Origin of the sequence: Sphingomonas sp. CARO-RG-8B-R24-01, assembly GCF_022662295.1 — a bacterium.
Taxonomy (GTDB): Bacteria; Pseudomonadota; Alphaproteobacteria; order Sphingomonadales; family Sphingomonadaceae; genus Sphingomonas.
Map to the genome: position 1 here is coordinate 560,556 of NZ_JAKNQI010000001.1, position 24,034 is coordinate 584,589.

The following is a 24,034-nucleotide window of genomic DNA, read 5'->3' on the forward strand; positions in this document are numbered from 1 at the left end:
GCCAGACGCGTAAGCGGCCTGTGCCATTCTCCGCCGATTGCGCCGGCAGGCAAAAGTTTGTCGACGGGCGCTGCCGTTAAGACAGTTTTGACCAGATCTCCTGTTAACCAGACACATGACGAGTTGGCGTACCCCCTCCGAACCCAAGGCCGCGTTCCTCCTTGGAATCGTATTCTTCCTGGCCGCTGCGGCGTCGGTCAGTTTCGCCCGGTTTGATGGCGGCGTCGCCTATGTCTGGGGCGCGGCCGGACTCTTGCTGGCGCGGCTGGCGACGTTGCCCGTGCGACGCTGGGCCTTGCCGCTGTTCTGGTGCGGGATCGCCTGCGTCCTGGAGATCGGCGCCGTCGGCATCGGTTGGCGCGCCATCCCCGCGCTCACCCCGGTCCTGCTGCTGGAACCCGTCGTCGCGGCGCTGCTGCTGCGGCGCGTGCTCGGGCGCGGTCTCGATATTGAAACCGTGCGCGGGATGATCTGGTTCATCGGCCTCGCGGGTATCGTCGCGCCGTTCGTATCCGGGATCTTCGCTGCCGCGGTCGTATCGATCTTCGTGGGCGCGCCGTACTGGTCCAACTTCGTCCATTGGTTCGTCGCCCACGGATTGGGCGCGGTCCTGGTGACCCCGGTCGCGGCCGCCGTGATCAATCCGGACTGGCTGCAGCGCCTGAGCCGGTGGAAGCGCAAGGACCTGGTCGCCAACGGTTCGTTGATGCTGGCGGTGACGGCCACCGCCTTTTTCGTCTTCTATCAGAAACCCGCGCCAATCCTGTTCCTCCCCTTGTTGCCGATGGTGCTTGCGACGGTTCGCGGCGGGCGACTGGCGGCGATCGCCAGTACGGTCATCGTCGGGTCCATTGGCGCCATCCTTACCGCGCACGGGCGCGGACCGATCAATCTCATGCCCGGCTCGATCGGTGAAAAGTCGCTGCTCCTGCAGGGTTTCATCGCCTGCTCGGTGCTGCTGGTGCTGCCGGTCGCATCCCTGCTGACGCAACGGCGGATCATCGCCGAACGGTGGCGCGAGAGCGATGCGCGCTATCGCACGATCGCCGACAGCCTGAGCGACGCGATCATTGACGTCGGCCCTGACGGAACGGTCCGCTACGCATCGTCCGCGATCGCCGGCATGACCGGCCTGTCGTCGGGCGCCGTCATGGGGAGCAATGCCCGCGACTTCGTCTTCGCGGAGGATCAGCCGTTGCTAGCCCTCGCCTATCGCCAGGCGCTAGAGGCGCCGGGCCAGGCCGTGATCGTCCAATATCGCGGTGCGCGCGACACCGGGGTCGGGCGTCGCTGGTTCGAGGCATCGATCCGCGCCGTTACCGCCGACGGCGAGTCTCTCGGCGTCGTCGGCTCGATCCGCGACATTTCGGACCGCAAGAACCTCGAGCTTTCGCTGACCCGCGAAGCACGGCTCGACCCGCTCACCGGGTTGGCCAACCGTCGTGCATTCGTCGAGCATCTCGAGCGACTGTGCATGGCCAACGGGGCCGCTCTGCCGAATGGCCGGCACGGAAGCCTTGCGATCCTCGACCTGGACCATTTTAAGGCGATCAACGACCGCTACGGCCACCCTGTCGGCGACCAGGTGCTGCAGGCGATCGCCGCGGAAGCGATGCGCTTCTGTCGCGCGCACGATCTCGTCGCGCGGATCGGGGGGGAGGAGTTTTGCGTCATCTTCGGCGGGGCAACCATGGCCGACGCGGAAGCGGCGGGGAACCGTTTGCGCAGGGCGATCCGTTCCCTGCGGATACCGCTCGATAACGGATTGTCGATCTCGGTTACCGCCAGCATCGGACTGGCGGAGATCGTTCCCGCAATGCCCGCGCTGGAAATCCTGAAGCACGCCGATGCCGCCCTCTACGAAGCGAAGCGCCAAGGCCGCGATCGACTGCGGATCGCAGCCTGAGCGACCGGCTGGGCTCGCGTACGCTGGCGCACGGACTACCCGTCCAAGCCGTTGGCGCTGCGAGAAAGCTGTCGTAAGAACCCGTTATGAGCAGCGCCCCTACCCGTTTCCGCCTCCGATCCCCCTACCGAGTTGCGCTGCTGCTGGCGTTGACCGCATCGATGCCAGCGACGGCACAGGTTACGAGCGACCCCGTTCGCATCGAGCAGAGCGTCCGCACGCTTGCCTCCGATCTGTTCGAAGGCCGCGCGCCAGGCACGCGGGGCGAGGATCGGACGATCGGCTACCTCGTCGCGCGTTTCCAGGCGCTGGGACTGGAACCGGGCGGTCCGGCCGGCCAATGGGTGCAAAAGGTCCCGCTGGTCCACACGCGGCTCGGACGACCGCGCACCCTGCGGTTCGACGGGCCGGCAGGCGCGATGCCGGCCGAACAGGCGAAGGACATTTACGTCTCCACGATCCGTCCGGACGATTCGGCCAGGATCGCCGCTGCGCCTCTGGTCTTCGTCGGATATGGCGTGACGGCCCCCGAGCGTAAGTGGGACGACTTCAAGGGCGCCGATCTCAAGGGAAAGGTCGCGGTCTTTCTCGTCAACGATCCGGACTTCGCCGCCGCCAAGGGCGAGCCCGTTGCGGGCACGTTCGGTGGGCGTACGATGACCTATTATGGTCGCTGGACCTATAAGTTCGAGGAGGCGGCGCGACGCGGCGCGATCGGCGCGCTGATCATCCATGACACCGCCGGGGCGGGCTATGGCTGGAACGTCGTGGTCAGCAGCGGCGGTGAAAACTACGACATCGTGCGCGAGCCCTCCCGCCTCACCAGCCTCGCGCTGCAGGGGTGGGTTGCGGGCGATACGGCGGAGCAACTGTTCTCGGCGGCCGGGCTCGACCTGGCGAAGCTGCGGGTCGCAGCCCGTCAGCCGAGCTTTCGCCCGGTGACGCTCGACCGCCTCAGCTTCACCGCGGACGTTCCGGTCAGCCATGAGCAGGTCGACAGCTACAACGTTCTCGCTCGCATCCCCGGCACCGAACGTCCCGGGGAGGCCGTGATGTTCGGCGCGCATTGGGACGCATACGGCGCGGGTAAGCCCGATGCGGAAGGCCGGATCTATCGCGCCGGGGCGAACGACGATGCGCTGGGGATCGCCGCCCTTTTTGAAATCGCACGCAATCTGAAAGCGGCGCCGGCGCCTAAGCGAACGGTGATGTTCGCGGCCTGGACCGCGGAGGAGCGCGGACTGCTCGGATCCGAATATTATGCGACCCATCCGGTCGTGCCAATGGCCAAGACCGTCGCCAATCTCACGGTCGACATTCTCCAGACCGCTGGCCGGGCCAAGGACGTCGTACTCGTCGGCGCCGGACAGAACAGTCTCGAGGAGGACATGGCCCGGGTCGCGGCAGCCCAGCGACGCCGGATCACGCCCGAAAGCCTTCCAGAACGCGGGCTGTTCTATCGCGCGGATCACTTCTCCTTCGCAAAACAAGGCGTTCCGACACTGCTGTCGATGGGTATCGCCGGAGCGTCCGACCTCGAGCAAGGGGGCACTACGGCCGGCCAGGCATGGATCGATGCCTATACCGGTCACTGCTACCATCAGGCATGTGACGCGTGGAGCAGCGACTGGAACCTCGGCGGCGCGGTACAGGACATCAACCTGATCGGAACGATCGGCGCGGAACTCGCCAACTCCACCGTCTGGCCCGAGTGGAAAGCGGGCTCCGAATTCAAGGCGATCCGCGACAAAAACCGACCTGCTGGATAGGCACGCGGGCGTAGGATGCGAACGGGACCGTGGGAACGCTCAACCCGCGGCGCGCATTGAGCCGGTGTCGTGCAGCCCCGTGCGACGGAGGACCATCGACATGCGCCGTGCCCTGCCCCTGCTGCTGATTGCTACGGCGTGGACGTCGCCAGCGGATGCCGCCGACCCGGCGGCGACCGCTCCGATCGCGGTGAAGCCGCTCGGCGCAAATCTGGAGGCGTTCGCCTACCCCTTCCCGGTCCATTGGTACGGCGCCAGTTCGCAGGGTGCGCCGATCCGGATGGCCTATCTCGACGTACCGCCGAGCGCACGGGCGAATGGACGGACCGTTCTGCTCCTGCACGGCAAGAACTTCTGCGCCGCCACATGGCAGGGCACGGTCACGGCGCTGTCCAACGCCGGCTATCGGGTGATTGCCCCGGACCAGATCGGCTTCTGCAAATCCTCCAAGCCTGCGGGCTACCAGTACAGCTTCCAGAGCCTTGCGGCGCTGACGCGCGGGCTTCTGGACCAGGCCAGGGTTGGCAAGGTGCTGGTGGTTGGACATTCGACCGGCGGCATTCTGGCAGCCCGCTTCGCCCTGATGTATCCCGACCGCGTGGAGCGGATCGTTCTCGTCAACCCCCTGGGGCTGAACGACACGCTTGCTCAAGGCGTCCCCTATGCCGACCTCGGCACGCTGCGTCGCGAGGAGGCACGGACCGATGCCGCTTCGATCAAGGCATACCAGTTGCGCAATTACTATCATGGCCAATGGCGCCCGGCCTATGACCGATGGGTTGCGATGCTGGCAGGACAATATGCCAGCCCGGACGGCGATCTGGTCCGCGAAGCACAGGCGCGGCTTTCCGATATGATCGAAACGCAACCCGTCGCTGCGGATCTCGACCGGATCGTTGCTCCGGTATCGCTGATCATCGGCCAGAAGGACCTGACTGCCTTTCGCGCGAACACCGCCCCGGTCGCGGTGCGTTCTGCCGTCCAGACCGTGCCTCAGGCCGCCGAGGCGGTCGCCAGGCGCTTCTCCAAGATGCACTTGATCCGGATCGCCGACGCGGGCCATGCGCCGCAGGTGGAGGACCCTGCGCGGTTCAATGCCGTGTTGCTCGATGAACTTCGGTAGGATCACTTCGCATGGCCCCTCGCGGGGTTGCCTGTGCCCGACGATCGGCGGCCAGGTAGCGCGGCGCGGCGGATCCACCGCGTTCGTCCCGAAATGCGATCAGGACGCCCGATCGACAATCGCGCCAATGATCGTCAACTTGCATATATGGGATCACGCCTCTAGCGATGGGCCGGCTAGGCGTACGTAAAGGGATCCGAGATGAAAACCGTAGTGTGCCGGGAGCCCTTCTCGCTGGCCGTCGAGGACCGCCCGTCACCTTCTCCCAAGCCCGGCGAAGCGATCGTCCGGATCCGACGGATCGGCCTGTGCGGTACGGACTATCATATCTACGCTGGTCGGCACCCATTTCTCGCCTATCCACGCGTCATGGGCCATGAGCTGTCGGGCGAGATCGAGCACGTTCCCGAAGGCTCCGCGTTCCGCGTGGGTCAGGTCGTCGCGATCAACCCCTATCTCGCCTGCGGAACCTGTATCGCCTGCCGCAAGGGTAAGCCCAATGCGTGCGTAAGCATCAGCGTGCTCGGGGTGCATGCGGACGGTGGCATGGCGGAGCGTATCGCAATACCGCAGAGCGCGTTGTTTGACGCAGGGGCGCTGACCCTCGACCAGGCGGCGATGATCGAGTTTCTCGCGATCGGGGCGCATGCGGTTTCGCGCGCAGGGCTTCTGCCGGGCGACCGTGTGCTGGTGGTTGGTGCTGGCCCGATCGGGGTGGGAACGGGCTTATTCGCCCGCTTCAGCGGCGCGCATGTCACGCTTGCCGACACCCGGCCGACCCGCCTGGCGTTCGCCCGGGATCATCTGGCGTTCGACGATACGGTCGAGGCTGGTTCCGACCTGCCGACCGCGCTGGCCGAGGCAACCGGCGGCGACATGTTCGATGCCGTGTTCGATGCGACCGGATCGCTGTCAGCGATGGCGCAAAGCCTCGGCTATGTCGCCCATGGCGGGACATTGGTGCTGGTCGGCGTCGCGCCCGGGGATCTGGTGTTTCCCGATCCGGAATTCCACAAACGCGAAACGACCCTCGTCGCCAGTCGCAATGCGCTTTTGGACGATTTCGATCGAGTCAAGCAAGCGATCCTCGACGGCCTCATCCCGACCGACGTGCTCCATACCCACAGCCTCAAGGCGGAGGACATTCCGACCAGCATGCCCGACCTGATCGCCAGTGCGGACCACGTCCTGAAAGCAATCGCGCGCTTCTAGCGACCCGCGCGCGCGGTCCGTCACTCCCACTCGATCGTGCCGGGCGGCTTGCTCGTATAGTCATAGGTCACGCGATTGACGCCGCGCACTTCGTTGACGATCCGCGTCGCGACGCGCGGGAGGAAATCGCCCGGGAACTGGAACGCCTGTGCGGTCATCCCGTCGGTCGAGGTCACCGCGCGGAGCGCCAGCACATTGTCATACGTCCGCCCGTCGCCCATCACACCGACGCTGCGCACCGGCAGCAGCACCGCGAACGCCTGCCAGATCGCATCGTACAATCCGGCCCGACGGATTTCCTCGAGATAGACCGAGTCCGCCTTGCGCAATATGTCGCAGCGTTCCTTGGTGACTTCGCCCGGGATGCGGATTGCCAGACCCGGCCCCGGGAACGGATGCCGCCCGACGAAGATCTCAGGCAGACCAAGCTCACGGCCAAGCGCGCGGACTTCGTCCTTGAACAGTTCGCGCAGCGGTTCGACCAGTTGCATCTTCATCCGCGCGGGCAGGCCGCCGACATTATGATGGCTCTTGATCGTCACCGACGGCCCGCCGGTGAAGCTGACGCTCTCGATCACGTCGGGGTAGAGCGTCCCCTGCGCAAGGAAATCGGCGCCGCCGATCTTCTTCGCCTCGGCCTCGAAAATGTCGATGAACGCCCCACCGATGAACTTGCGCTTCGCCTCCGGGTCGGTGACGCCAGCGAGCCCGGCCATGAAGGTCGCCTCGGCATCCACATGGACCAGCGGGATGTTGTAATGGTTGCGGAACAGCGTGACGACCTGATCCGCCTCGCCGCTGCGCATCAGCCCGTGGTCGACGAACACGCAGGTCAGCTGCTCGCCGATCGCCTCGTGGATCAGCACCGCCGCGACCGCGGAGTCGACCCCGCCCGACAGCCCGCAAATGACCTTGCCGCTGCCGACCTGCGCGCGGATCTCGGCGATCTTGGTCGCGCGGAACTCGGCCATCGTCCAGTCGCCGGTGAGGCCACAGACGTGCCGCGCGAACGTCGCGATCAGCTTGGCGCCATCGGGCGTGTGGACCACCTCGGGGTGGAACTGCATGGCGTAATACTGCCGGTCGTCATCCGCGATCACCGCGAACGGCGCGCCGGGGCTCGCCGCGACGGGGCGGAAGCCGGGGGCGAGCGCGGTGACCTTGTCGCCGTGGCTCATCCATACCTGATGCGATTCGCCCTGCGTCCAGACGCCGTCGAACAGCGCGCAGGCATCGCCGATCTCGATCACCGCATGGCCGAACTCGCCGCTGTCGCCGAGCGTCACCGTTCCGCCAAGCTGATGCATCAGCACCTGCTGGCCGTAGCAGATCCCCATGATCGGCACGCCGCTGTCGAGGATTGCCTGCGGGATACGCGGGCTGTTCTCGTCGAGCACCGAGGCCGGGCTGCCCGAGAGGATCACGCCCTTGGGCTGCATCCGGTCGAACGCTTCGGCGGCGGTCGTGAACGGCGCGATCTCGCTGTAGACGCCCGCTTCGCGCACGCGGCGTGCGATCAGCTGGGTCACCTGGCTGCCAAAATCGACGATGAGGATGGAGTCGCTGGGATGTGTCATGCGGCCAGATAGCAGAAGTGCGCCGCGATGCCAGAGGGCGGGCGTGCGATTCGGTAGGGGGCGTCCGGGCCGTTCAGCTTCGGTCCACGCCTGCAAGTGTGAAACGAACGGAGAGGGATTGGGTTAAGCCTCCCTCCGTCATCACCCCGGCACGAGGGCGAGGTAAAGGGTTTGTCGGTTGCCGGAGATGCCGAAGGCGCACCGCGGCCGGAAGTTTGAGGATACGTTCGATGATATTGTTCGCGTTGCTAGTCACGTCCACCGCCGCCCAGGCCCCTGCCCCAATGCCCCCGCCCTGCCGCGCCGCCCAGCTTCGCCTGTCGCTCGATGGCAAGGACGGCGATTTCAACGGTATGTCGCATTCGGGGGTCGAGCTTTCGCTCCGCAACCATGGCCCGGAGTGTACGCTTCAAGCGCTTCCGACGATCGCCTTCTTCGACGCCCGCGGGCGTGTCCTGCCTGCAACACGACGCGCACCGGTGGGAATGCATCCTGGCCCGGCAATGCTCCCGGTCCGGATCAGCGGCGGACACCGTGCGGCGACCGCGCTGCGCTGGGTTTCGGGGCCCGTCTTCCCGACCAACCGGGCGCTCCGCGCAGCCAGCGTGACGGTACGGATCGGCAACACGTCACTCCGCTCGCCGATCACGGCGCTATTGTATGGCGCAGCCGACCAGCCGGCCGGCTTCGACCAGCCGCCCCTCCGCACCATGGAAGGCATGGCGGCGGGCTGATTCCCCCCACCGCCCCGCGCTTACTGGACCGGCTTGACCTGCAACCCGGTCCACTTCGCCGCGAACGCCCAGGCGTCCGCCGTCTCCGCGATCACCTTGTCGGTCGGCTTGCCCGACCCATGCCCCGCGCGCGTCTCGATCCGCACCAGTCGTGGCTTCGGCCCGAGATCGAGCGACTGGAGCATCGCGGTGTATTTGAACGTATGTCCCGGCACGACGCGGTCGTCGGTGTCCGCCGTTTCCGCCAGGATCGCCGGGTACGGCTTGCCCGCGCGGATATTGTGATAGGGCGAATAGGCGTAGAGCGTCTTGAAGTCGGCCTCCTTCGACGGGTAGCCGTAATCGTCGACCCAATAGCGCCCGGCGGTGAACCGGTCAAAGCGCAGCATGTCCATCACGCCCACCGCCGGCAGCGCCGCGGCGAACAGGTCGGGACGCTGGTTGGTGACGGCCCCCACGAGCAACCCGCCGTTCGACCCGCCCTGGATGACGAGCTGGTCCTTCCCGGTGATCTTCTGGGCCTTCAGATATTCGCCCGCCGCGATGAAGTCGTCGAACACGTTCTGCTTTTGCGCGAGGCGTCCGCCGTCGTGCCACGCCTTGCCGTACTCGCCGCCACCCCGGATGTTGGCGACCGCGAGCACCCCGCCCTGCTCGAGCCACGCCAGCCGCGTCGCCGAGAAGGTCGGCGTGACCGAGATGTTGAACCCGCCGTAAGCGTACAGCAGCGTGGGGGCCGGCGCGGTCACGTCCTTGCGGCGCACCACGAACATCGGCACGCGGGTGCCGTCCTTCGACGTGTAGAACCGCTGGTCGACCTGATAGCGCGCCGGATCGAACGCGACCTTGGGGGTGGCCCAGGGAGTCGCCTGGCCGGTCCTGATGTCATAGCGGTAGATCGTCGTTGGCGTCGCGAAGCTCGTGAACGCGTAGAAGGTCTCGTTATCGTCCGCCTCACCCCCGAAGCCGCCGACGTCCCCGATCCCGGGGAGCGGCACGGTGCCATCCGGCTTGCCGTCAAGCGCGAAGCGGCGAACCTCGCTCTTCACGTCCGCGAGATAGGACACGAGCAACCGTCCGCCGACCAGATTGGCGCCATCGATCACGTCCTTGCCCTGCGCAACGATCTCGGTTTCCGGGACCTCCGCCGAGCGTGCATAGAGGTTCGTCGCAACGATCCGCCCGCGCGGCGCGCCCTTGTTGGTCACCCAGTAGAAATTCCCGCCGACATTGCCCGCCAGCGTCCACTCGTTTTCGAGCCCCTTTACGATCGTCCGGGGCGCAGGCTTGGGTGCGGTCAGGTCGATCACGGTGATCTGGTAGCGATTGTCGGTGCCCTCGTGCGTGGTGATGACGAGCCACTTGCCGTCATCGGTCACCTGCGCATTGTGCCCGAGCTTGGGCTGGTCCGGCGTTGCATAGATCAGCGCGTCGGCCGATTGCGGCGTGCCGAGCTTGTGAAAATAGACCTGCTGATTCTCGTTGAGCGCCTGGAACTTCGACCCGTCCGCCGGCGCGGCGAAGCGCGAGTAATAGAAGCCAGACCCGTTCCTTGCCCAGGACAGGCCCGAGAACTTCACCCATTCGATCGTGTCCGACACGGCGCCGGTCGCAACGTCGAGCACCTTGACCGTGCGCCAATCGGTCCCGCCGTCCTGCACGGCGTAGAGCAGCTTGCTGCCATCTTCCGACGGCGTCCATTCGGCGAGCGCGGTGGCACCGTCCTTCGACCAGCCATTGGGGTCGATCAGGACCCGCCCTTCCCCGTCGACACTGTCGCGCACGTACAGCACCGCCTGGTTCTGCAACCCTGCATTGCGGCTGTAGAAATAGCGTCCGCCCTTCTTAACGGGCACGCCGAACCGCTCGTAGTTTAGCAACCGCTTCAACCGTGCAGCAAAGATGTCGCGCCCCGGGAGCGTCGCCAGATAGGCGTTGGTCACGGCATTCTGGTCGGCGACCCATTTTGCCACTTCCGCATCCGTGCGGACGTCGTTCTCGAGCCAGCGATAGGGATCGGCGACCTTGACGCCGAACTGTTCGTCGACCTGCGCGGTCCGGCGCGTTTCGGGATAGTGCATGGTTGGAGCCTGTGTCTGCGCGAGGGCGGGGGAAGCCAGGAGAACCGCGAGGATCGGAAAAGGTCGCATGCAAAGCCCCCAAACGAGAAAAGGAGCCACACTCTGGACGAGTGCAGCTCCTTTCTCAATGTCCGGCGACGATGGGCTTACGCCGCTTCGTCATACTCCTCGCCGGTCATCACCGGGCCCGAATCCTGGCCCTTGGCGGTGACGTCACGGTCGACGAATTCGATGATCGCCATCGGCGATGCGTCCGACAGGCGGATGCCAGCCTTGATGATGCGGGTGTAGCCGCCGTTACGACCGGCATAACGCTCGGCCAGAACGTCGAACAGCTTGGTCAGCTGCGCATCGTCGAGGAGGCGCGCATGCGCGAGACGACGGTTGGACAGGCCACCCTTCTTCGCGAGCGTGATCATCTTCTCGATGTACGGACGCAGTTCCTTCGCCTTGGCGACGGTCGTGGTGATCTGCTCGTGCTTGATGAGCGCGGCGCTCATGTTGCGGAACAGGGCAATGCGGTGGGCCGAGGTCCGCTGAAGCTTACGGCCGCCTACGCGATGACGCATGGTATGTCCTTCGTTCGATAAGGGGCCGTGTGAGGTACCCCAGAGCCGGTGGGGACGGTGGCCCACCCAATGTTCCGTCATTCCCGCGAAGGCGGGAATCCTAACTGGTGCCGGATACGCCGCGGCAAAGCCGCGTCGTCGGGCGGGCCAGAGGCCCGCCGGCCGGGCTTTCGCCGTCTCGGGATTAGCTCGCGCTAATCCCGTCCGGCTCAGCCCATAATCTCCTGCTCGAGCTTCTTCGCCATCTCTTCGATGTTCTCGGGCGGCCAGCCGGGGATTTCCATGCCCAGGCGGAGGCCCATGCTCGACAGCACTTCCTTGATCTCGTTGAGCGACTTGCGGCCGAAGTTCGGCGTGCGCAGCATCTCGGCTTCGGTCTTCTGGACCAGATCGCCGATGTAGATGATGTTGTCGTTCTTGAGGCAGTTGGCGCTGCGAACCGAAAGCTCGAGCTCGTCGACCTTCTTGAGCAGGTAACGGTTGATCTGCTGCGTATCGCCCGAAACCTCGGTGCCACCAGCGGCAGGCGCTGCCTGGCCGATCGGGGCCTGACGCGTGACGCTCGAATCGTCGAAGCCGACGAACAGCGCAAGCTGGTCCTGCAGGATGCGACCGGCGTAACCGACGGCTTCCTCAGGCGAAACCGTGCCGTCGGTCTCGATCGTCAGCGTCAGCTTGTCGTAATCGAGTTCCTGCCCGACGCGGGTGTTCTCGACCTTGTAGCTGACCTGTTTGACCGGCGAATACAGTGCATCGACCGGGATCAGGCCGATCGGCGCATCGGCCGGACGGTTGGCGACGGCGGGGACATAGCCCTTGCCGACGTCTGCGGTCAGTTCCATGTTCAGCGTCGCGCCATCATCGAGATGGCACAAAACGAGCTGCGGGTTCATCACTTCGATGTCGCCCGAAACCGCAATGTCGCCCGCCTTGACCGGACCCGGGCCGGTTGCCGACAGCTGGAGCCGCTTCGGCCCCTCGCCCTGCATCCGCAGCGCGATCTGCTTCACGTTGAGCACGATGTCGGTCACGTCCTCGCGAACGCCCGCCAGCGACGAGAATTCGTGGAGCACGTTCTCGATCTTGATCGACGTCACCGCCGCGCCCTGCAGCGAAGACAACAAAACGCGCCGCAGCGCGTTGCCGAGCGTCAGGCCGAAACCACGCTCCAGCGGCTCGGCGATAAAGGTCGCCTTGCGCTTGCCGTCACCGCCGGGCTTCTTTTCGAGACCGGACGGCTTCTTGAGCTCCTGCCAGTTCTTTGCATTGACGGACATAGGCTATCCCTTGATTTTGGGTCGGCACGGGCGATGCCGACCAAGTGGGAATCGGACCGTGCAGCGCGATCAACCGCGCACGGCCGAGACGAAATCAGACGCGGCGACGCTTCGAAGGACGCACGCCGTTGTGCGGGATCGAGGTAACGTCACGGATCGAGGTGATCTGGAAACCGACCGCCTGCAGCGCTCGAAGCGCCGACTCACGGCCCGAACCCGGGCCCTTCACTTCGACTTCGAGCGTGCGGACGCCGTGCTCGGCGGCCTTCTTGCCCGCGTCTTCCGCTGCGACCTGGGCCGCATACGGGGTCGACTTGCGCGAGCCCTTGAAGCCCATTGCGCCGGCCGACGACCACGAGATCGCGTTGCCCTGGGCATCGGTGATCGTGATCATGGTGTTGTTGAAGCTTGCGTTCACATGCGCGACACCAGAGGTGATGTTCTTGCGCTCACGCCGCTTAATGCGTTGCGGTTCACGTGCCATTGTCTTGTCCTAACCCTGCTACAGGAGCGAGCCGCGGTCACCCGCGGCTCAAGCTCACTTCTTCTTACCGGCGATCGGCTTTGCCTTGCCCTTGCGGGTGCGCGCATTGGTATGCGTGCGCTGGCCGCGAACGGGCAGGCCCTTGCGATGGCGCAGGCCGCGATAGCAGGCCAGATCCATCAGGCGCTTGATGTTCATCGCGACGGTGCGACGAAGATCACCCTCGACCGTGTAATCGGCGTCGATGGTTTCGCGGATGTGGAGGACTTCCTGGTCGGTCAGGTCCTGCACGCGCGCGGTCATCGGGATGCCCAGCTTGGTGACGATTTCCTTGGCCTTGGTGTCGCCAATGCCGTGGATGTAGGTGAGCGCGATAACAACGCGCTTGTTGGTCGGGATGTTGACCCCGGCGATACGTGCCATGAACTTGGTTCTCCTGCTCCACGGAACATGCATGGCTGCACATCCCATCTCATCGCGTTGCGCAACCGAACCCCGTGCCTTGCCAAAAACGCAACACACCGGCGAGCGCAAACGTGCGCCGCCGGAGACCGGTGGTTCGGAATGCCGGGCTGGTAAAGATCGACTCGGCGTCTGTCAAGCACGCGCGATCCGATTGCTTACAAGGAGATGGGAACCACGATCGCTGCGATCAACCCCGGTACATTGTCGTGCAGCTCGACCCTGCCCCCATGGAGACGCGCAACGGCTTCGACGAGCGCCATGCCCAAGCCCGCACCCGGCAGGCTACGCGCCTGGTCCAGCCGCCCGAACCGGCGCAGCGCCTGCGCCCGATCCGCTTCGGCGATGCCGGGGCCGCGGTCCTCCACCTGAAAGTGCATCGCGTTCCCGGACAGCGCGGCCCGCAGCACGATCTCGCCCCCGCTACCGGCATGCCGCAGCGCGTTGTCGATCAGATTTGCAAGCGCCTGCGTCATCAGTTCGCGGTGGAGGATCACCTTGGGCAAGCCGGGCGCCAGGACCGCTTCGAACCGCATCCCCGCATCTTCCACCACCGGAGCGTAAAGATCCGCAATCTCTTCGATCAGCGTTGCCGGTTCGATCGGTGCCAGCCGGTCGCGAGAGACGGACTCAGCCCGGGTAATCTCGATCATGGTCGACAATATCCGCAGCACCAGGTCGGTTTCGATCAACAGCCCGCCCATCGCGGCCTCGCGCTGTACCGGGTCGGCCTGCAGCACCGCCGCCTCCGCCTTGGCGCGCAACCTGGCGAGTGGCGAGCGCAAGTCGTGGGCCAGACCGTCGGTCACGATGCGAAGCTCGCTCATCAGCCGCTCGGTCTTGTCGAGCATCGCGTTCAGACGCGTTGCGAGCCGGTCGAAGGCATCGCCGCTCGCGGCGTTGGCGACCCGGCGCGAAAGATCCCCTGCAGCAACGCCCTCGATCACCGCCGCGACCCGGTCGAGCCTGCGCCCGACGTAGCGCGTGACCACCAACCCCCCGCCGATACCCAGCGCGAGCGACAGCATCGTCGCGGCCGCCAGCGCACGCTCGATCCCACGTTGTTCCTCTTCCCAATCGTCGAGCAACCGGCCGCTCACCAACCGGTAGGCACCGATCTGCCGGACCGCATAGCCCGTCTCGCGATCCGACCAGGGAGACCCGATCGCCCGGATCTGGAAGCCGAGTTTCGGCCAGCGCGCGAACTGGTCGAGCTCCGGCCCTACCCCTGCGATCAGCCGGCCGTCGCGCGCGATCACCGCGACGATCCGCGACAGGTCGCCCGGCGTACGGGCTTCGCGGATGGTGCGACCAAGCGCGGTCAGACCGCCGGTGCGATAGACCGCCACCAAAGCGTCCGACTGCTCGATCGTGTCCCGGCGGAGCTCGTCGATCGCATCGTCGCGGACGACCTTCCAGACGAAGGCGACGAGCACGAGATTGGAAACCAGCGCAAGGGCGATCGACAGCAGCGCAATCCGCGCCGTGACCGATAGTCGGATCAAGGCTCGACCGACAGCCGATACCCGGCGCCACGCACCGTGTGCAGGATCGGCGCCGCAAATCCGTCTTCAAGCTTACGGCGCAGCCGACCGATGTGAACGTCCACCACGTTCGATCCCGGATCGAAATGATAGTTCCAGATCTTCTCGAGCATCATGGTCCGGGTCACCACCTGCCCCGCGTGACGCGCGAGATATTCGAGCAGATTGAACTCGCGCGCGCCGAGCGCGATCGGCTTGCCCTGTCGCGCGACCGTCCGCGCGAGCAGGTCGATCTCCAGGTCCCCGACCGACAGCCGCGTCGGTTGCCCGTCCGTCGCGTTGCGATCGACCCGGCGGAAGATCGCGTCGATCCGCGCGGTCAGTTCGGCGAACGAGAAAGGCTTGACCAGATAATCGTCGGCGCCCGCGTTGAGCCCGTCGATACGGTCGTCGACCGTCGCCAAAGCCGACAGCACGAGCGTCGGCGTGCGCACGCCCGCGGCCCGAATCGCGCCGAGCATCGCCAGACCGTTCAGGCCCGGCAGCATCCGGTCGGCGATGATGAGATCGAAGATGCCTTCACTGGCCAGGAACATCCCGTCGCGGCCATCGGCGCAGGTTTCGACGGCATAACCAGCCTCGCCCAGTCCCTTTGCGAGATAGGCGGCGGTCGAGCTATCGTCTTCGACGATCAGGATCTTACGGGTCACAGGCGGCATTCCGGGCGGTTTCCTCGTGCCTAGAATGAAATGAGGCCGACGGAAAGCAAGCCTTCCGCCGGCCAACGGCACTCCCGGGAGTGCGAGTGCCGATCTCGGTGAACGTTTCCGGCCGCGTGCGCCGGCCATGGGGGTATGTTTGCACCGGATCGCCTGCGCGATCCGGTGACATTGAAGTGACGAAAATGTCATTCAGATTTTGGGTTTCGCGCGGATGCGGCGGGGAGCAGTGCTCCCTCTTCTGCCGTCATGCTGAACTCGTTTCAGCATCCACTGCGCAACGGGGCGGCCCGGACTCGCGGAGGGCTGGATCCTGAAACCAGTTCAGGATGACGGCGTGGGGGGGGCATGCCGTCAAGCGCCCGGCACCAGCGACTGCAAGCCGCTCAAGCCGCGCCGAGAATACCCTCGATCGCGTGCGACACGCTGTCCATGTCGGCCATCCCGTCCACCCGCGCAAGCAGCCCGCGCGCCTCGTAGATCGGAATGATCGGCTCGGTCTTGGCGCGATACTCGGCCATGCGCGTGCGCACGGTTTCCTCGTTGTCGTCCGGACGGCGCTTGAACTCATGGTGTCCGCAAACGTCGCAGGTCCCCGCGACCTTCGGCTGCTTGAAATGGTCGTGATAGCCGGCACCGCAGTTGGCACAGGTGAACCGTCCGACGATCCGTTCGACCAAGGCATCTTCGTCGACGGTCAACTCGATCACCTTGTCCAGCGTGCGGCCACGCGCCGCCAGGATCGAATCGAGTTGCTCGGCCTGTGCCGCCGTACGCGGATAGCCATCGAAGATCACGCCGTTGGCGGTGTCGCCCATGTCGAGCCGCTCGCCGATAATGCCCGAGACGATCTCGTCGGAAACGAGCTGTCCCGCCTCCATCACCGCCTTGGCCTGAAGCCCGACCGGCGTTCCCGCCTTCACCGCCGCGCGCAGCATGTCGCCGGTCGACAGCTGGACCATGCCACGGTCCTTTTCGAGCCGCGCCGCCTGGGTGCCCTTGCCCGCGCCCGGGGGCCCCAACAGAATGATGTTCACACGCGTCTCCCCTTACCGATCAGCGCTTCAGCGCAGTCGGCCGCCCTTCAGCTTCGCCTTCTTGATCAGATCGCCATATTGATGTGCGAGCAAGTGGCTTTGAATCTGCGTCACCGTATCCATCGTCACGTTGACGACGATCAACAGGCTCGTCCCGCCGAGGTAGAAGGGAATCGACAACGCCGAAACGAGATACTCGGGCAGCAGGCAGATGATCGCGAGATAGCCCGCACCGATCACGGTGATGCGCGTGAGCACGTAATCGAAATAGGTCTCGGTGTTCTTGCCCGGACGGATGCCGGGAATGAAGCCGCCATGCCGCTTCAGATTGTCCGCGGTTTCTTCCGGGTTGAACACGACGGCGGTGTAGAAGAACGAGAAGAAGACGATGCCCGCACCGTACAGCAGCATGTAGGCGACGCTACCATGCTGCAGATACTGGTTCAGCGTGATCACTACCGACCCCCACCAGGTGTCGCCCGACACGTTCTTGCCCGCGAACTGCGTGATCGTCAGCGGCATCAGCAGCAACGACGACGCGAAGATCGGCGGGATGACGCCTGCCGTGTTGATCTTGAGTGGCAGATGGCTGCGATCCGACTGCATCCCGCGCTGGGTCTGGCGCTTGGGGTACTGGATCAGGATGCGACGCTGCGCGCGCTCCATGAAGCAGATGAACAGGATCAACCCCGCCACTGCGACGATGATCGCGACCAGCGTGAAGCCGGTAACGTTCCCGCCCCCGGTCCGCGCGGTCTGCGCGAGGTTGTAGAGCGTCGTGGGCAGGTTGGCGACGATGCCGGCCATGATGATCAGCGACATGCCGTTGCCGATGCCGCGGCTGGTGATCTGCTCGCCGATCCACATCAGGAACATCGTCCCGCCGACGAGGCTGATGACCGAGCCGATGATGAACAGCATGCCGGGATCGACCACAACGCCCTGGCTCTGGAAGCCGAGGCTGAGGAAATAGCCCTGGATCACGGTCAGCGCGACGGTCCCGAAGCGCGTGTACTGGTTCAGCCGCTTGCGCCCGCTCTCGCCTTCCTTCTTGATCGCGGCAAGCGTCGGCGACAGCGAAGTCGCGAGCTGCACCACGATCGAGGCGGTGATGTACGGGGTAACACCCAGCGCGATCAGGCTCGCGCGCTTGAGCGAGCCACCCGAGAATGCGTTGAAGAAATCGAGCACGCCGCCATTCGTGCGGCTCGCCAGCGCAGCGAGCGCGGTCGGGTCGATCCCCGGCAGCGGGACGTAGCTGAGCAGGCGGAACACGATCAGCGCGCCGATGGTGAACCACAGCCGCTTCTTGAGGTCGGTCGCCTGCGCGAACTTCGACAGGCTGATGCTTGAGGCCATTTTATCGGCTGCGGATGCCATGCGGTTGATCGTCCTGGAATCGATATCGGCGGAAACAAAAACGGCGGGAAACGTTTTACCGCCCCGCCGCTTCATATAGTCATGCAAGCGGCCTTGCCTAGCCACCTGCTACGCCCACCCCGGCGAAGGCCGGGGCCCAGTCGAGATGCCGACAGTGACACGGGCGACGCCCTGGAGCGTCGACCTGCGCGACTGGGCCCCGGCCTTCGCCGGGGAAGCGCTAGCTAAGCGACAGTTACGCCTTGAACGACGCCTTGTGCGCCTGGCGCTCCTTGTACTTCACGCCTTTCTTGGCGGCAGCCTTCTCGTTTGCCGGCATGACGTAGATCACGTCGACCGAACCGCCAGCCTTTTCAACGGCCTCGATCGCGCCCTTCGACGCACCGGCAACCGTGAACTTGAGGACCGTGGTCAGTTCGCCCTTGCCGAGCAGACGGACGCCGTCCTTGCCACCACGCGCGAGACCAGCAGCCTTCAGCGCTTCGTGGTCGATCGAAGCGCCAGCCTCGATCTTGCCCGCGTCGATCGCCTTCTGGATCGCACCGAGGTTTACCTCGGCATAATCCTTGGCGAAGATGTTGTTGAAGCCACGCTTAGGCAGACGCATGTGGAGCGGCATCTGGCCACCTTCGAAGCCAGCGATCGACACGCCCTCACGGCTCTTCTGGCCCTTCTGGCCGCGGCCGGCGGTCTTGCCCTTGCCCGAACCGATACCACGGCCGACACGCATCTTGGATTTACGCGCGCCCTGGTTGTCGCGGATTTCATTAAGTTTCATGAGTTGCACTCGCTTTCGCTTTTGTCGCGCGGACTATTAGGAAGTGGGTGCGCCTAGCGGAGTGATGCGTCATATGCAAGCCCTCCAGCCTGCAATCCCCAGCGCGCGGGACGGCCGGTATGCCACGCCTGCACGTAAGCAGCAGGGCAGCATAGCGAGGCCGGCGCCGTCATCCCTTCGCTGCTGGGAGCGCCATTGCCGGTTGCGCCACGTCCATTGGGCTCCGGACCGGGGGCGGTGCAAGAAGTCGGGCGGTCAACCAGCGGCCCAACGGTCGTTCGTACCATAAATGGATCACGATCCCGGCAAGGGTCGCGCCACCCATCGTCACAACGCCGGACAGCGCGACCAGCAGAGGGCTTGCACTGTGAAACGAGGCGAAGATTTTGAAAACCGCCAAGCTCAGCATTGGATGCGCCAGATACACCGCATAACTTGCTGCGCCAATCAACAGCCAAAGCCGCGACCGCACGACAACACCATGGCGTTCCAGCGCCAGCGCGCTGGCGACCGTAAGCAGTGCACAAGGCCCGAGGACATAGCCCCTGAGGTTGCCATAAAAGAACGGTCGCATCGCCATCAACAGGAACAAGCCAAGTAGCGCCAAAGCCCAGGCCGCTCGTCGGCTTGGGATAAGGTGCACGCCCTGTTCGGTGCATATGCCGAGAATGATGCCGTATCCGAACTCCAGCAGAAGCGATGAAGTGTAGAGTGCCGGTAGGGCGCCGGTAGACCGGACGACGTCGCCAAGCACCGCCAGCACTCCCAAGACGGCCAGAATCGCCGCCCGCTGCCAGAATATGCGTCGCAGGAGGAGGCTCAGCGAGAACACCGCGTAAAAGAACATCTCGTAGTTGAGCGTCCAACCCGGATAGAGCAATGGAGCGACGTGCCCCCGCCCCGGAACGTATGGCACGAAAAACAGCGATTTAGCCAAGGGAGCAAGTTCGGTCGTAGTGGCACGAAACATCGACGGAACGAGCGCTGCGCATAGCACGAGGCCGATCGTAAGCGTCCAGTAAAGCGGCACTACCCGGATGATCCGGCTCGCTGCGAAACGTTGTGGCGACACGGTCCGGGCCGATGTTGCATGGATCATGACGAAGCCACTGATAACGAAAAATATATCGACGCCAACAGCGCCTAACGACCCAAGGTCCTCCAGCCACCCTCCGTAGCGAAACGACCAATGGTTGAAGACAACGAATAACGCCGCGATTGCTCGTAATGCTTGTATGTTCTTGATCATGCTGCCCCCGCAGCAAACCCTATACTTCAGATCCAAAGGTCGCTCAAGGCAGCCCCGATGCATTCCGCTCACGTGCTGAACCGCGGCACAACCGTCTGACGTCAATCGCTACCAAGTGTAGCCGTGCAGATCGGATCATGCGCCGGACTTCCGCGGTGTCCCCACGCTCGTCCGTCTCGCCCATCGCTTCGGGACCAAGGCTGGTCACCGTCGCACACGATCCGCCTTGCGTCGCAACGATGGTCAGTCTGCCCGAATTGCTAAGCTGAGCGTCAGGAGCCAAGGCACCGACCACGGGGCGCAAGAGCGATGTCGGAAAGCGAGGGCTGAATTCCGCCCCTGCCGACGACGCAAATGGCAAGTGACCCGTCGCTACCGATCGTCCGATGCCTGCGGGTGCCCCTTCAACCTACGCGCAACGCCGTAGCCGAACTCGATCCTTGTTTGCGCCGGACGGTGTCGTGCGGACAGCAGGCGTATCGGTCCCCGATCATTCCCGCGGCATGGCAGGGATTACCGGGGCCGCAATTTTGCCCGCTGCTCGGCCGATCCGTGCAGGCAAGCGTTCCTGCAGCCATCGCCCGAGCGGTCGTTCGTACAGCAGATGGATGGCGACACCGATGCCGCATGCTGCGACCACTGTCGTGACTCCGCGCACCGTTACGCCGGCCGGGCCCGGGACCGGTACATGCGCCAAGGCTTTCACCACTATTACGGTCGAGAGAAGGTGGACCAAGTATATCGCATAGCTCGCCGCTCCCAGCAAAAGCCACAACCGCGACCGCACCGCCACGCCCTGCCGCTCCAACGCCAATGCACCGACTACGGTGAGCAGGGCAAATGGTCCGAGAACATACCCGCGGATACTGACCGGGAAAATGCCCATCATCGCCAGCAAGAGCGACAACCCGACGGCCACAAATGCCCACGCGACGCCGCGGTTAGGAATTAGCCGCAACCACTGCTCGGCAAACATGCCGAGGACCATGCCGTATGCGAATTCCAACAGGAGCGAAGCGGTGTAGAATTTCATCAGAAATCCCGTCGGTCGACCGACTAGCCCGATCACGACCAAAGCGCCCAGGACGACGAGAACCGCCGCGCGTTGCCAAAACACGTTCCGAAGGAACAGGCTCAGCGCGAAGATCGCGTAAAAGAACATCTCATAGTTCAGCGTCCACCCCGTGAACAACAGAGGGGAGACCTGCGTTCGTCGCGCCCAGGCTGGCCCGTAGGGTTCGTACGGCACGAAAAACAGTGATTTGAGCAGCGGCGCCAGGTCCGTGGTGGTGGATCGGATGACGTTCGGCGCAATTACCGCTCCAAGGAAGAGCGCGATGGTGAAGGTCCAGTAGAGCGGTACGATCCGGATGATGCGGCTGACGGCGAACCGCGCCGGCGATATGGTGCGTCCCGCTGTTGCGTGGATCATGACGAAACCGCTGATCACGAAGAAAATATCGACGCCAACCGCGCCAATCGCCCCCAGACGTTGAAACCATCCCCCATACAGGGCGGCCCAGTGGTCGACCACGACAAGTAACGCCGCAACAGCCCGCAATGCCTGGATGTTTTTGATCATGCCGCCCCCGCGGCGTCCTCATAGCAAAAATCCGGGCATCGCACTAGGCAACCCCCGGATCCTTACAGTTCAAATCACAAACGTGACGAAGTGTGTCAGTCGACGATCTTCACCATATGCGCGACCTTGCGGATCATGCCCCGGACTTCCGGAGTATCCTCGAGCTCGCGCGTCTTGTGTATCTTGTTGAGGCCGAGGCCGATCAGCGTTGCGCGCTGGTCGGCTTCGCGGCGGATCGGCGAACCGGTCTGCGTGATCTTGATGGTCGCCATCGATATTACTCCGCGATCGCTTCGGCCTGGGCCTCGGCGACGTCCTTGTCCGCGCCACCACGGCCGAGCAGGTCAGCAATCTTCTTGCCGCGACGCTGCGCTACCGCCTTCGGGCTGACCTGTGCGGTCAGCGATTCGAAGGTTGCACGGATCATGTTGTAGGGGTTCGAAGTGCCGACCGACTTGGTCACCACGTCCGCGACGCCGAGCGCCTCGAACACGGCGCGCATCGGGCCGCCTGCGATGATGCCGGTGCCGGGAGGCGCCGAGCGCAGCGTGACGAGGCCGGCACCGAAGTGACCGCGACCGTCATGATGCAGCGTACGGCCTTCCTTCAGCGGAACGCGAACCATCGCCTTCTTGGCAGCAGCCGTCGCCTTGGAGATGGCTTCCGGCACTTCGCGTGCCTTGCCATGACCGAAGCCGACACGGCCCTTGCCGTCGCCCACGACGACAAGCGCTGCGAAGCCGAAGCGCTTACCGCCCTTGACCGTCTTCGAGACGCGGTTGATGTGAACCAGCTTCTCGATCAGCTCTTCGCCACCATCGTCCGAACCCGGACGACCGCCGCGATTGTCGCGACCGCCGCGGCTGTCACGGCCACCCCGGTTTGGACCACCGCCACCAGGGCCGGTGCGACCACGACCACCACGGGGGCCACGGCCCTGCGGTGCATCGTTCGGCGTCGTTGCCGGTGCGGCGATCTCGCCGGTGTTGATCTCATCCGCCATGTCTTAGAACTCCAATCCGGCTTCGCGCGCGGCTTGCGCCAGCGCCTTGACGCGGCCGTGGAACAGGAAGCCGCCACGGTCGAACACGACCTGCGTCACGCCGGCTGCCTTGGCAGCTTCGGCAACGCGCGTGCCGACGCCGATCGCTGCATCGACATTGGCCCCGGTCGTGTCACGCACGTCCTTTTCCAGCGTCGAGGCAGAGGCAACGGTCACGCCCTTGGCGTCGTCGATGATCTGCGCATAGATGTGACGGCCCGAGCGGTGGATCGACAGCCGCGGACGGCCCGTTCCACGCGCACGGAGCGCGGTGCGATTGCGGCGGCGCCGCTTCTCGAAGAGAGACATACCCTTGGTCGACATTACTTCTTCTTCCCTTCCTTGCGGAAGATGAACTCGCCGTCGTACTTGATGCCCTTGCCCTTGTACGGCTCGGGCTTACGCCACTGGCGAATTTCCGCGGCCAGCTGGCCGACCTTCTGCTTGTCCGTGCCCGAAATCTCGACCGTCGTGTTGTCGGGGGTCTTGACCTCGATCCCCTCCGGCACGTTGATGTTGACGTCGTGGCTGTAGCCAAGCTTCAGGTTCAGATTGCGACCCTGGGCCGCGGCACGATAACCAACGCCGTTGATCAACAGCTTCTTGGTGAAGCCGTCCGACACGCCGGTGATCAGGTTCTGAACCATGGTACGCTGCATACCCCAGAAGGCACGCGCGCGCTTGGTGTCGTTCGCGGGGACGACCGAAATACCGCCATCCTCGAGCGTGTAGCTGATCTCGTCGCGCAGCGGCATCGCGAGGGTGCCCTTCGGGCCCTTCACGCTGATCTGCCCGCCGTCGATCGTCGCAGTGACGCCGGCGGGAACGGTGATCGGCTTTTTACCGATGCGGCTCATCAGAACACCTCCGCGAGGACTTCGCCGCCGACGTTCTGCTCACGCGCTTCCGCGTCGGACAGAACACCCTTGGGGGTGGAAACGATCGTGATGCCGAGGCCGTTCATGATGCGCGGCAATTCGGTCGAACCCGAATAGACGCGACGACCGGGCTTGGAGACACGGGCAACGTGCTTGATCGCGGGCTGGCCCTCGAAATACTTCAGCTCGATGCGGATGCCGGCCGCGGGGCCCATCTGCTCTTCGCTGTAGCCACGGATGTAGCCTTCGCGCTGGAGCACGTCGAGAACGCGGGTCCGCAGCTTGGAGCCCGGCGTCAGGACGGAGTCCTTGCGCGCGCGCTGGCCGTTGCGGATGCGGGTGAGCATATCACCCAGGGGATCGGTCAATGCCATCTCGTGATCCTTACCAGCTCGACTTCGTAACGCCCGGGATCAGGCCCTTGTTGGCCAGATCGCGCAGCTGAATACGGCAGAGGCGGAACTTGCGATAATATGCGCGCGGACGACCCGTCAGCTCGCAGCGGTTGCGGATGCGCGTCGGGTTCCCGTTGCGGGGAATCTCGGCCATCTTGAGACGGGCCTCGATGCGCTCGCCGTCGCTCAGCGTGCTGTCGGCAGCGATTGCCTTCAGCGCGGCGTACTTGGGCGCGTACTTCTTGACGAGCATCTTGCGACGCTCGTTCTTGTTCACTGAACTTACCTTGGCCATC

24 protein-coding genes are annotated in these 24,034 nt (G+C 64.7%); 5 read left to right on the forward strand and 19 right to left on the reverse strand.

What is annotated here, in order from left to right:
• Positions 1-115: 115 nt before the first annotated feature.
• The 4 genes from L8G49_RS02650 to L8G49_RS02665 all read left to right on the forward strand — a co-directional run bounded on the left by L8G49_RS02650 (position 116) and on the right by L8G49_RS02665 (position 6,010).
• A complete protein-coding gene (locus tag L8G49_RS02650; protein ID WP_242182289.1) occupies positions 116-1,906 on the forward strand; it encodes a sensor domain-containing diguanylate cyclase in 1,791 nt (596 codons plus the stop codon).
• Between the two features lie 161 nt (positions 1,907-2,067).
• Positions 2,068-3,675, forward strand: a complete 1,608-nt coding sequence (locus tag L8G49_RS02655; protein WP_242182291.1) for a M28 family metallopeptidase — start codon at positions 2,068-2,070, stop codon at positions 3,673-3,675.
• Between the two features lie 100 nt (positions 3,676-3,775).
• Positions 3,776-4,798, forward strand: a complete 1,023-nt coding sequence (locus L8G49_RS02660; RefSeq protein ID WP_242182293.1) for an alpha/beta hydrolase — start codon at positions 3,776-3,778, stop codon at positions 4,796-4,798.
• Between the two features lie 201 nt (positions 4,799-4,999).
• The gene (locus L8G49_RS02665) at positions 5,000-6,010 is read left to right on the forward strand and encodes a zinc-binding alcohol dehydrogenase family protein (protein ID WP_242182295.1); all 1,011 of its coding nucleotides are present in this window, start codon (positions 5,000-5,002) and stop codon (positions 6,008-6,010) included.
• Between the two features lie 20 nt (positions 6,011-6,030).
• On the opposite strand, the gene guaA is transcribed toward L8G49_RS02665, so the two are convergent.
• Positions 6,031-7,587, reverse strand: coding sequence for a glutamine-hydrolyzing GMP synthase (guaA, locus tag L8G49_RS02670; protein WP_242182297.1), 1,557 nt, complete (start codon positions 7,585-7,587; stop codon positions 6,031-6,033).
• A gap of 230 nt (positions 7,588-7,817) precedes the next feature.
• Here guaA and L8G49_RS02675 point away from each other — a divergent pair, with 230 nt between their 5' ends.
• Complete coding sequence (locus L8G49_RS02675; protein ID WP_242182298.1) at positions 7,818-8,321, forward strand: DUF4232 domain-containing protein; 504 nt, start codon at positions 7,818-7,820, stop codon at positions 8,319-8,321.
• 20 nt (positions 8,322-8,341) lie between these two features.
• Here the strand turns inward: L8G49_RS02675 and L8G49_RS02680 are convergent, their stop codons facing one another.
• The 18 genes from L8G49_RS02680 to rpsN form a co-directional block, all read right to left on the reverse strand.
• Positions 8,342-10,402, reverse strand: a complete 2,061-nt coding sequence (locus L8G49_RS02680) for a prolyl oligopeptidase family serine peptidase (protein ID WP_242182300.1) — start codon at positions 10,400-10,402, stop codon at positions 8,342-8,344.
• 146 nt (positions 10,403-10,548) lie between these two features.
• A complete protein-coding gene (gene rplQ / locus L8G49_RS02685) occupies positions 10,549-10,971 on the reverse strand; it encodes a 50S ribosomal protein L17 (protein ID WP_242137496.1) in 423 nt (140 codons plus the stop codon).
• Between the two features lie 209 nt (positions 10,972-11,180).
• Positions 11,181-12,248 carry a DNA-directed RNA polymerase subunit alpha gene (locus L8G49_RS02690; RefSeq protein ID WP_242137497.1) on the reverse strand — a complete coding sequence of 356 codons (1,068 nt, stop codon included), beginning with the start codon at positions 12,246-12,248 and terminating at the stop codon, positions 11,181-11,183.
• 94 nt (positions 12,249-12,342) lie between these two features.
• Positions 12,343-12,732 carry a 30S ribosomal protein S11 gene (gene rpsK, locus L8G49_RS02695; RefSeq protein WP_010164557.1) on the reverse strand — a complete coding sequence of 130 codons (390 nt, stop codon included), beginning with the start codon at positions 12,730-12,732 and terminating at the stop codon, positions 12,343-12,345.
• Positions 12,733-12,786: 54 nt separating this feature from the next.
• A complete protein-coding gene (gene rpsM, locus L8G49_RS02700; RefSeq protein WP_010164558.1) occupies positions 12,787-13,155 on the reverse strand; it encodes a 30S ribosomal protein S13 in 369 nt (122 codons plus the stop codon).
• A gap of 197 nt (positions 13,156-13,352) precedes the next feature.
• Entirely contained in the window at positions 13,353-14,699 is a 1,347-nt protein-coding gene (locus L8G49_RS02705; RefSeq protein WP_242182302.1) for a HAMP domain-containing sensor histidine kinase, read from the reverse strand.
• Positions 14,696-15,388 carry a response regulator transcription factor gene (locus L8G49_RS02710; RefSeq protein ID WP_347272035.1) on the reverse strand — a complete coding sequence of 231 codons (693 nt, stop codon included), beginning with the start codon at positions 15,386-15,388 and terminating at the stop codon, positions 14,696-14,698. Before L8G49_RS02710 ends, L8G49_RS02705 begins: the two co-directional genes overlap by 4 nt.
• Positions 15,389-15,783: 395 nt before the next feature.
• The gene (locus tag L8G49_RS02715; protein WP_242137500.1) at positions 15,784-16,434 is read right to left on the reverse strand and encodes an adenylate kinase; all 651 of its coding nucleotides are present in this window, start codon (positions 16,432-16,434) and stop codon (positions 15,784-15,786) included.
• A 27-nt stretch (positions 16,435-16,461) separates the two neighbouring features.
• On the reverse strand, positions 16,462-17,814 hold the full coding sequence (gene secY, locus L8G49_RS02720; RefSeq protein ID WP_242137501.1) for a preprotein translocase subunit SecY: 1,353 nt from the start codon (positions 17,812-17,814) through the stop codon (positions 16,462-16,464).
• Positions 17,815-18,049: 235 nt separating this feature from the next.
• Positions 18,050-18,592, reverse strand: coding sequence for a 50S ribosomal protein L15 (gene rplO / locus L8G49_RS02725; protein ID WP_242137502.1), 543 nt, complete (start codon positions 18,590-18,592; stop codon positions 18,050-18,052).
• Between the two features lie 169 nt (positions 18,593-18,761).
• The gene (locus L8G49_RS02730; RefSeq protein WP_242137503.1) at positions 18,762-19,841 is read right to left on the reverse strand and encodes an acyltransferase; all 1,080 of its coding nucleotides are present in this window, start codon (positions 19,839-19,841) and stop codon (positions 18,762-18,764) included.
• A 490-nt stretch (positions 19,842-20,331) separates the two neighbouring features.
• On the reverse strand, positions 20,332-21,423 hold the full coding sequence (locus tag L8G49_RS02735) for an acyltransferase (RefSeq protein WP_242182304.1): 1,092 nt from the start codon (positions 21,421-21,423) through the stop codon (positions 20,332-20,334).
• A gap of 95 nt (positions 21,424-21,518) precedes the next feature.
• The gene (gene rpmD / locus L8G49_RS02740; protein ID WP_242182306.1) at positions 21,519-21,695 is read right to left on the reverse strand and encodes a 50S ribosomal protein L30; all 177 of its coding nucleotides are present in this window, start codon (positions 21,693-21,695) and stop codon (positions 21,519-21,521) included.
• Positions 21,696-21,700: 5 nt separating this feature from the next.
• Positions 21,701-22,426: a 30S ribosomal protein S5 gene (rpsE, locus tag L8G49_RS02745; RefSeq protein ID WP_010164566.1), complete on the reverse strand. Its 726-nt coding sequence runs from the start codon at positions 22,424-22,426 to the stop codon at positions 21,701-21,703.
• Positions 22,427-22,429: 3 nt separating this feature from the next.
• The gene (gene rplR / locus L8G49_RS02750) at positions 22,430-22,789 is read right to left on the reverse strand and encodes a 50S ribosomal protein L18 (protein ID WP_277923017.1); all 360 of its coding nucleotides are present in this window, start codon (positions 22,787-22,789) and stop codon (positions 22,430-22,432) included.
• Complete coding sequence (gene rplF, locus L8G49_RS02755) at positions 22,789-23,322, reverse strand: 50S ribosomal protein L6 (RefSeq protein WP_242182309.1); 534 nt, start codon at positions 23,320-23,322, stop codon at positions 22,789-22,791. The genes rplR and rplF overlap by 1 nt, the downstream gene beginning before the upstream one ends.
• Positions 23,322-23,717 (reverse strand): 30S ribosomal protein S8, encoded by a 396-nt coding sequence (gene rpsH, locus L8G49_RS02760; protein WP_010164570.1) that lies wholly within the window; start codon positions 23,715-23,717, stop codon positions 23,322-23,324. The genes rplF and rpsH overlap by 1 nt, the downstream gene beginning before the upstream one ends.
• 10 nt (positions 23,718-23,727) lie before the next feature.
• Positions 23,728-24,033 carry a 30S ribosomal protein S14 gene (gene rpsN / locus L8G49_RS02765; protein WP_010164571.1) on the reverse strand — a complete coding sequence of 102 codons (306 nt, stop codon included), beginning with the start codon at positions 24,031-24,033 and terminating at the stop codon, positions 23,728-23,730.
• Between the last annotated feature and the right edge of the window lies 1 nt (position 24,034).

What these genes read in the sequence shown, in the direction of transcription:
- rplF (WP_242182309.1), bottom strand. Translation starts at nt 23,322, where the DNA reads ATGAGCCGCATCGGTAAAAAGCCGATCACCGTTCCCGCCGGCGTCACT.
- L8G49_RS02650 (WP_242182289.1), top strand. Translation starts at nt 116, where the DNA reads ATGACGAGTTGGCGTACCCCCTCCGAACCCAAGGCCGCGTTCCTCCTT.
- L8G49_RS02730 (WP_242137503.1), bottom strand. Translation starts at nt 19,841, where the DNA reads ATGATCAAGAACATACAAGCATTACGAGCAATCGCGGCGTTATTCGTT.
- rpsM (WP_010164558.1), bottom strand. Translation starts at nt 13,155, where the DNA reads ATGGCACGTATCGCCGGGGTCAACATCCCGACCAACAAGCGCGTTGTT.
- L8G49_RS02655 (WP_242182291.1), top strand. Translation starts at nt 2,068, where the DNA reads ATGCCAGCGACGGCACAGGTTACGAGCGACCCCGTTCGCATCGAGCAG.
- rpmD (WP_242182306.1), bottom strand. Translation starts at nt 21,695, where the DNA reads ATGGCGACCATCAAGATCACGCAGACCGGTTCGCCGATCCGCCGCGAA.
- L8G49_RS02665 (WP_242182295.1), top strand. Translation starts at nt 5,000, where the DNA reads ATGAAAACCGTAGTGTGCCGGGAGCCCTTCTCGCTGGCCGTCGAGGAC.
- L8G49_RS02675 (WP_242182298.1), top strand. Translation starts at nt 7,818, where the DNA reads ATGATATTGTTCGCGTTGCTAGTCACGTCCACCGCCGCCCAGGCCCCT.
- L8G49_RS02690 (WP_242137497.1), bottom strand. Translation starts at nt 12,248, where the DNA reads ATGTCCGTCAATGCAAAGAACTGGCAGGAGCTCAAGAAGCCGTCCGGT.
- L8G49_RS02735 (WP_242182304.1), bottom strand. Translation starts at nt 21,423, where the DNA reads ATGATCAAAAACATCCAGGCATTGCGGGCTGTTGCGGCGTTACTTGTC.
- rpsN (WP_010164571.1), bottom strand. Translation starts at nt 24,033, where the DNA reads ATGGCCAAGGTAAGTTCAGTGAACAAGAACGAGCGTCGCAAGATGCTC.
- rpsK (WP_010164557.1), bottom strand. Translation starts at nt 12,732, where the DNA reads ATGGCACGTGAACCGCAACGCATTAAGCGGCGTGAGCGCAAGAACATC.
- guaA (WP_242182297.1), bottom strand. Translation starts at nt 7,587, where the DNA reads ATGACACATCCCAGCGACTCCATCCTCATCGTCGATTTTGGCAGCCAG.
- rplO (WP_242137502.1), bottom strand. Translation starts at nt 18,592, where the DNA reads ATGAAACTTAATGAAATCCGCGACAACCAGGGCGCGCGTAAATCCAAG.
- L8G49_RS02660 (WP_242182293.1), top strand. Translation starts at nt 3,776, where the DNA reads ATGCGCCGTGCCCTGCCCCTGCTGCTGATTGCTACGGCGTGGACGTCG.
- rplR (WP_277923017.1), bottom strand. Translation starts at nt 22,789, where the DNA reads ATGTCGACCAAGGGTATGTCTCTCTTCGAGAAGCGGCGCCGCCGCAAT.
- rpsH (WP_010164570.1), bottom strand. Translation starts at nt 23,717, where the DNA reads ATGGCATTGACCGATCCCCTGGGTGATATGCTCACCCGCATCCGCAAC.
- secY (WP_242137501.1), bottom strand. Translation starts at nt 17,814, where the DNA reads ATGGCATCCGCAGCCGATAAAATGGCCTCAAGCATCAGCCTGTCGAAG.
- rpsE (WP_010164566.1), bottom strand. Translation starts at nt 22,426, where the DNA reads ATGGCGGATGAGATCAACACCGGCGAGATCGCCGCACCGGCAACGACG.
- L8G49_RS02680 (WP_242182300.1), bottom strand. Translation starts at nt 10,402, where the DNA reads ATGCACTATCCCGAAACGCGCCGGACCGCGCAGGTCGACGAACAGTTC.
- rplQ (WP_242137496.1), bottom strand. Translation starts at nt 10,971, where the DNA reads ATGCGTCATCGCGTAGGCGGCCGTAAGCTTCAGCGGACCTCGGCCCAC.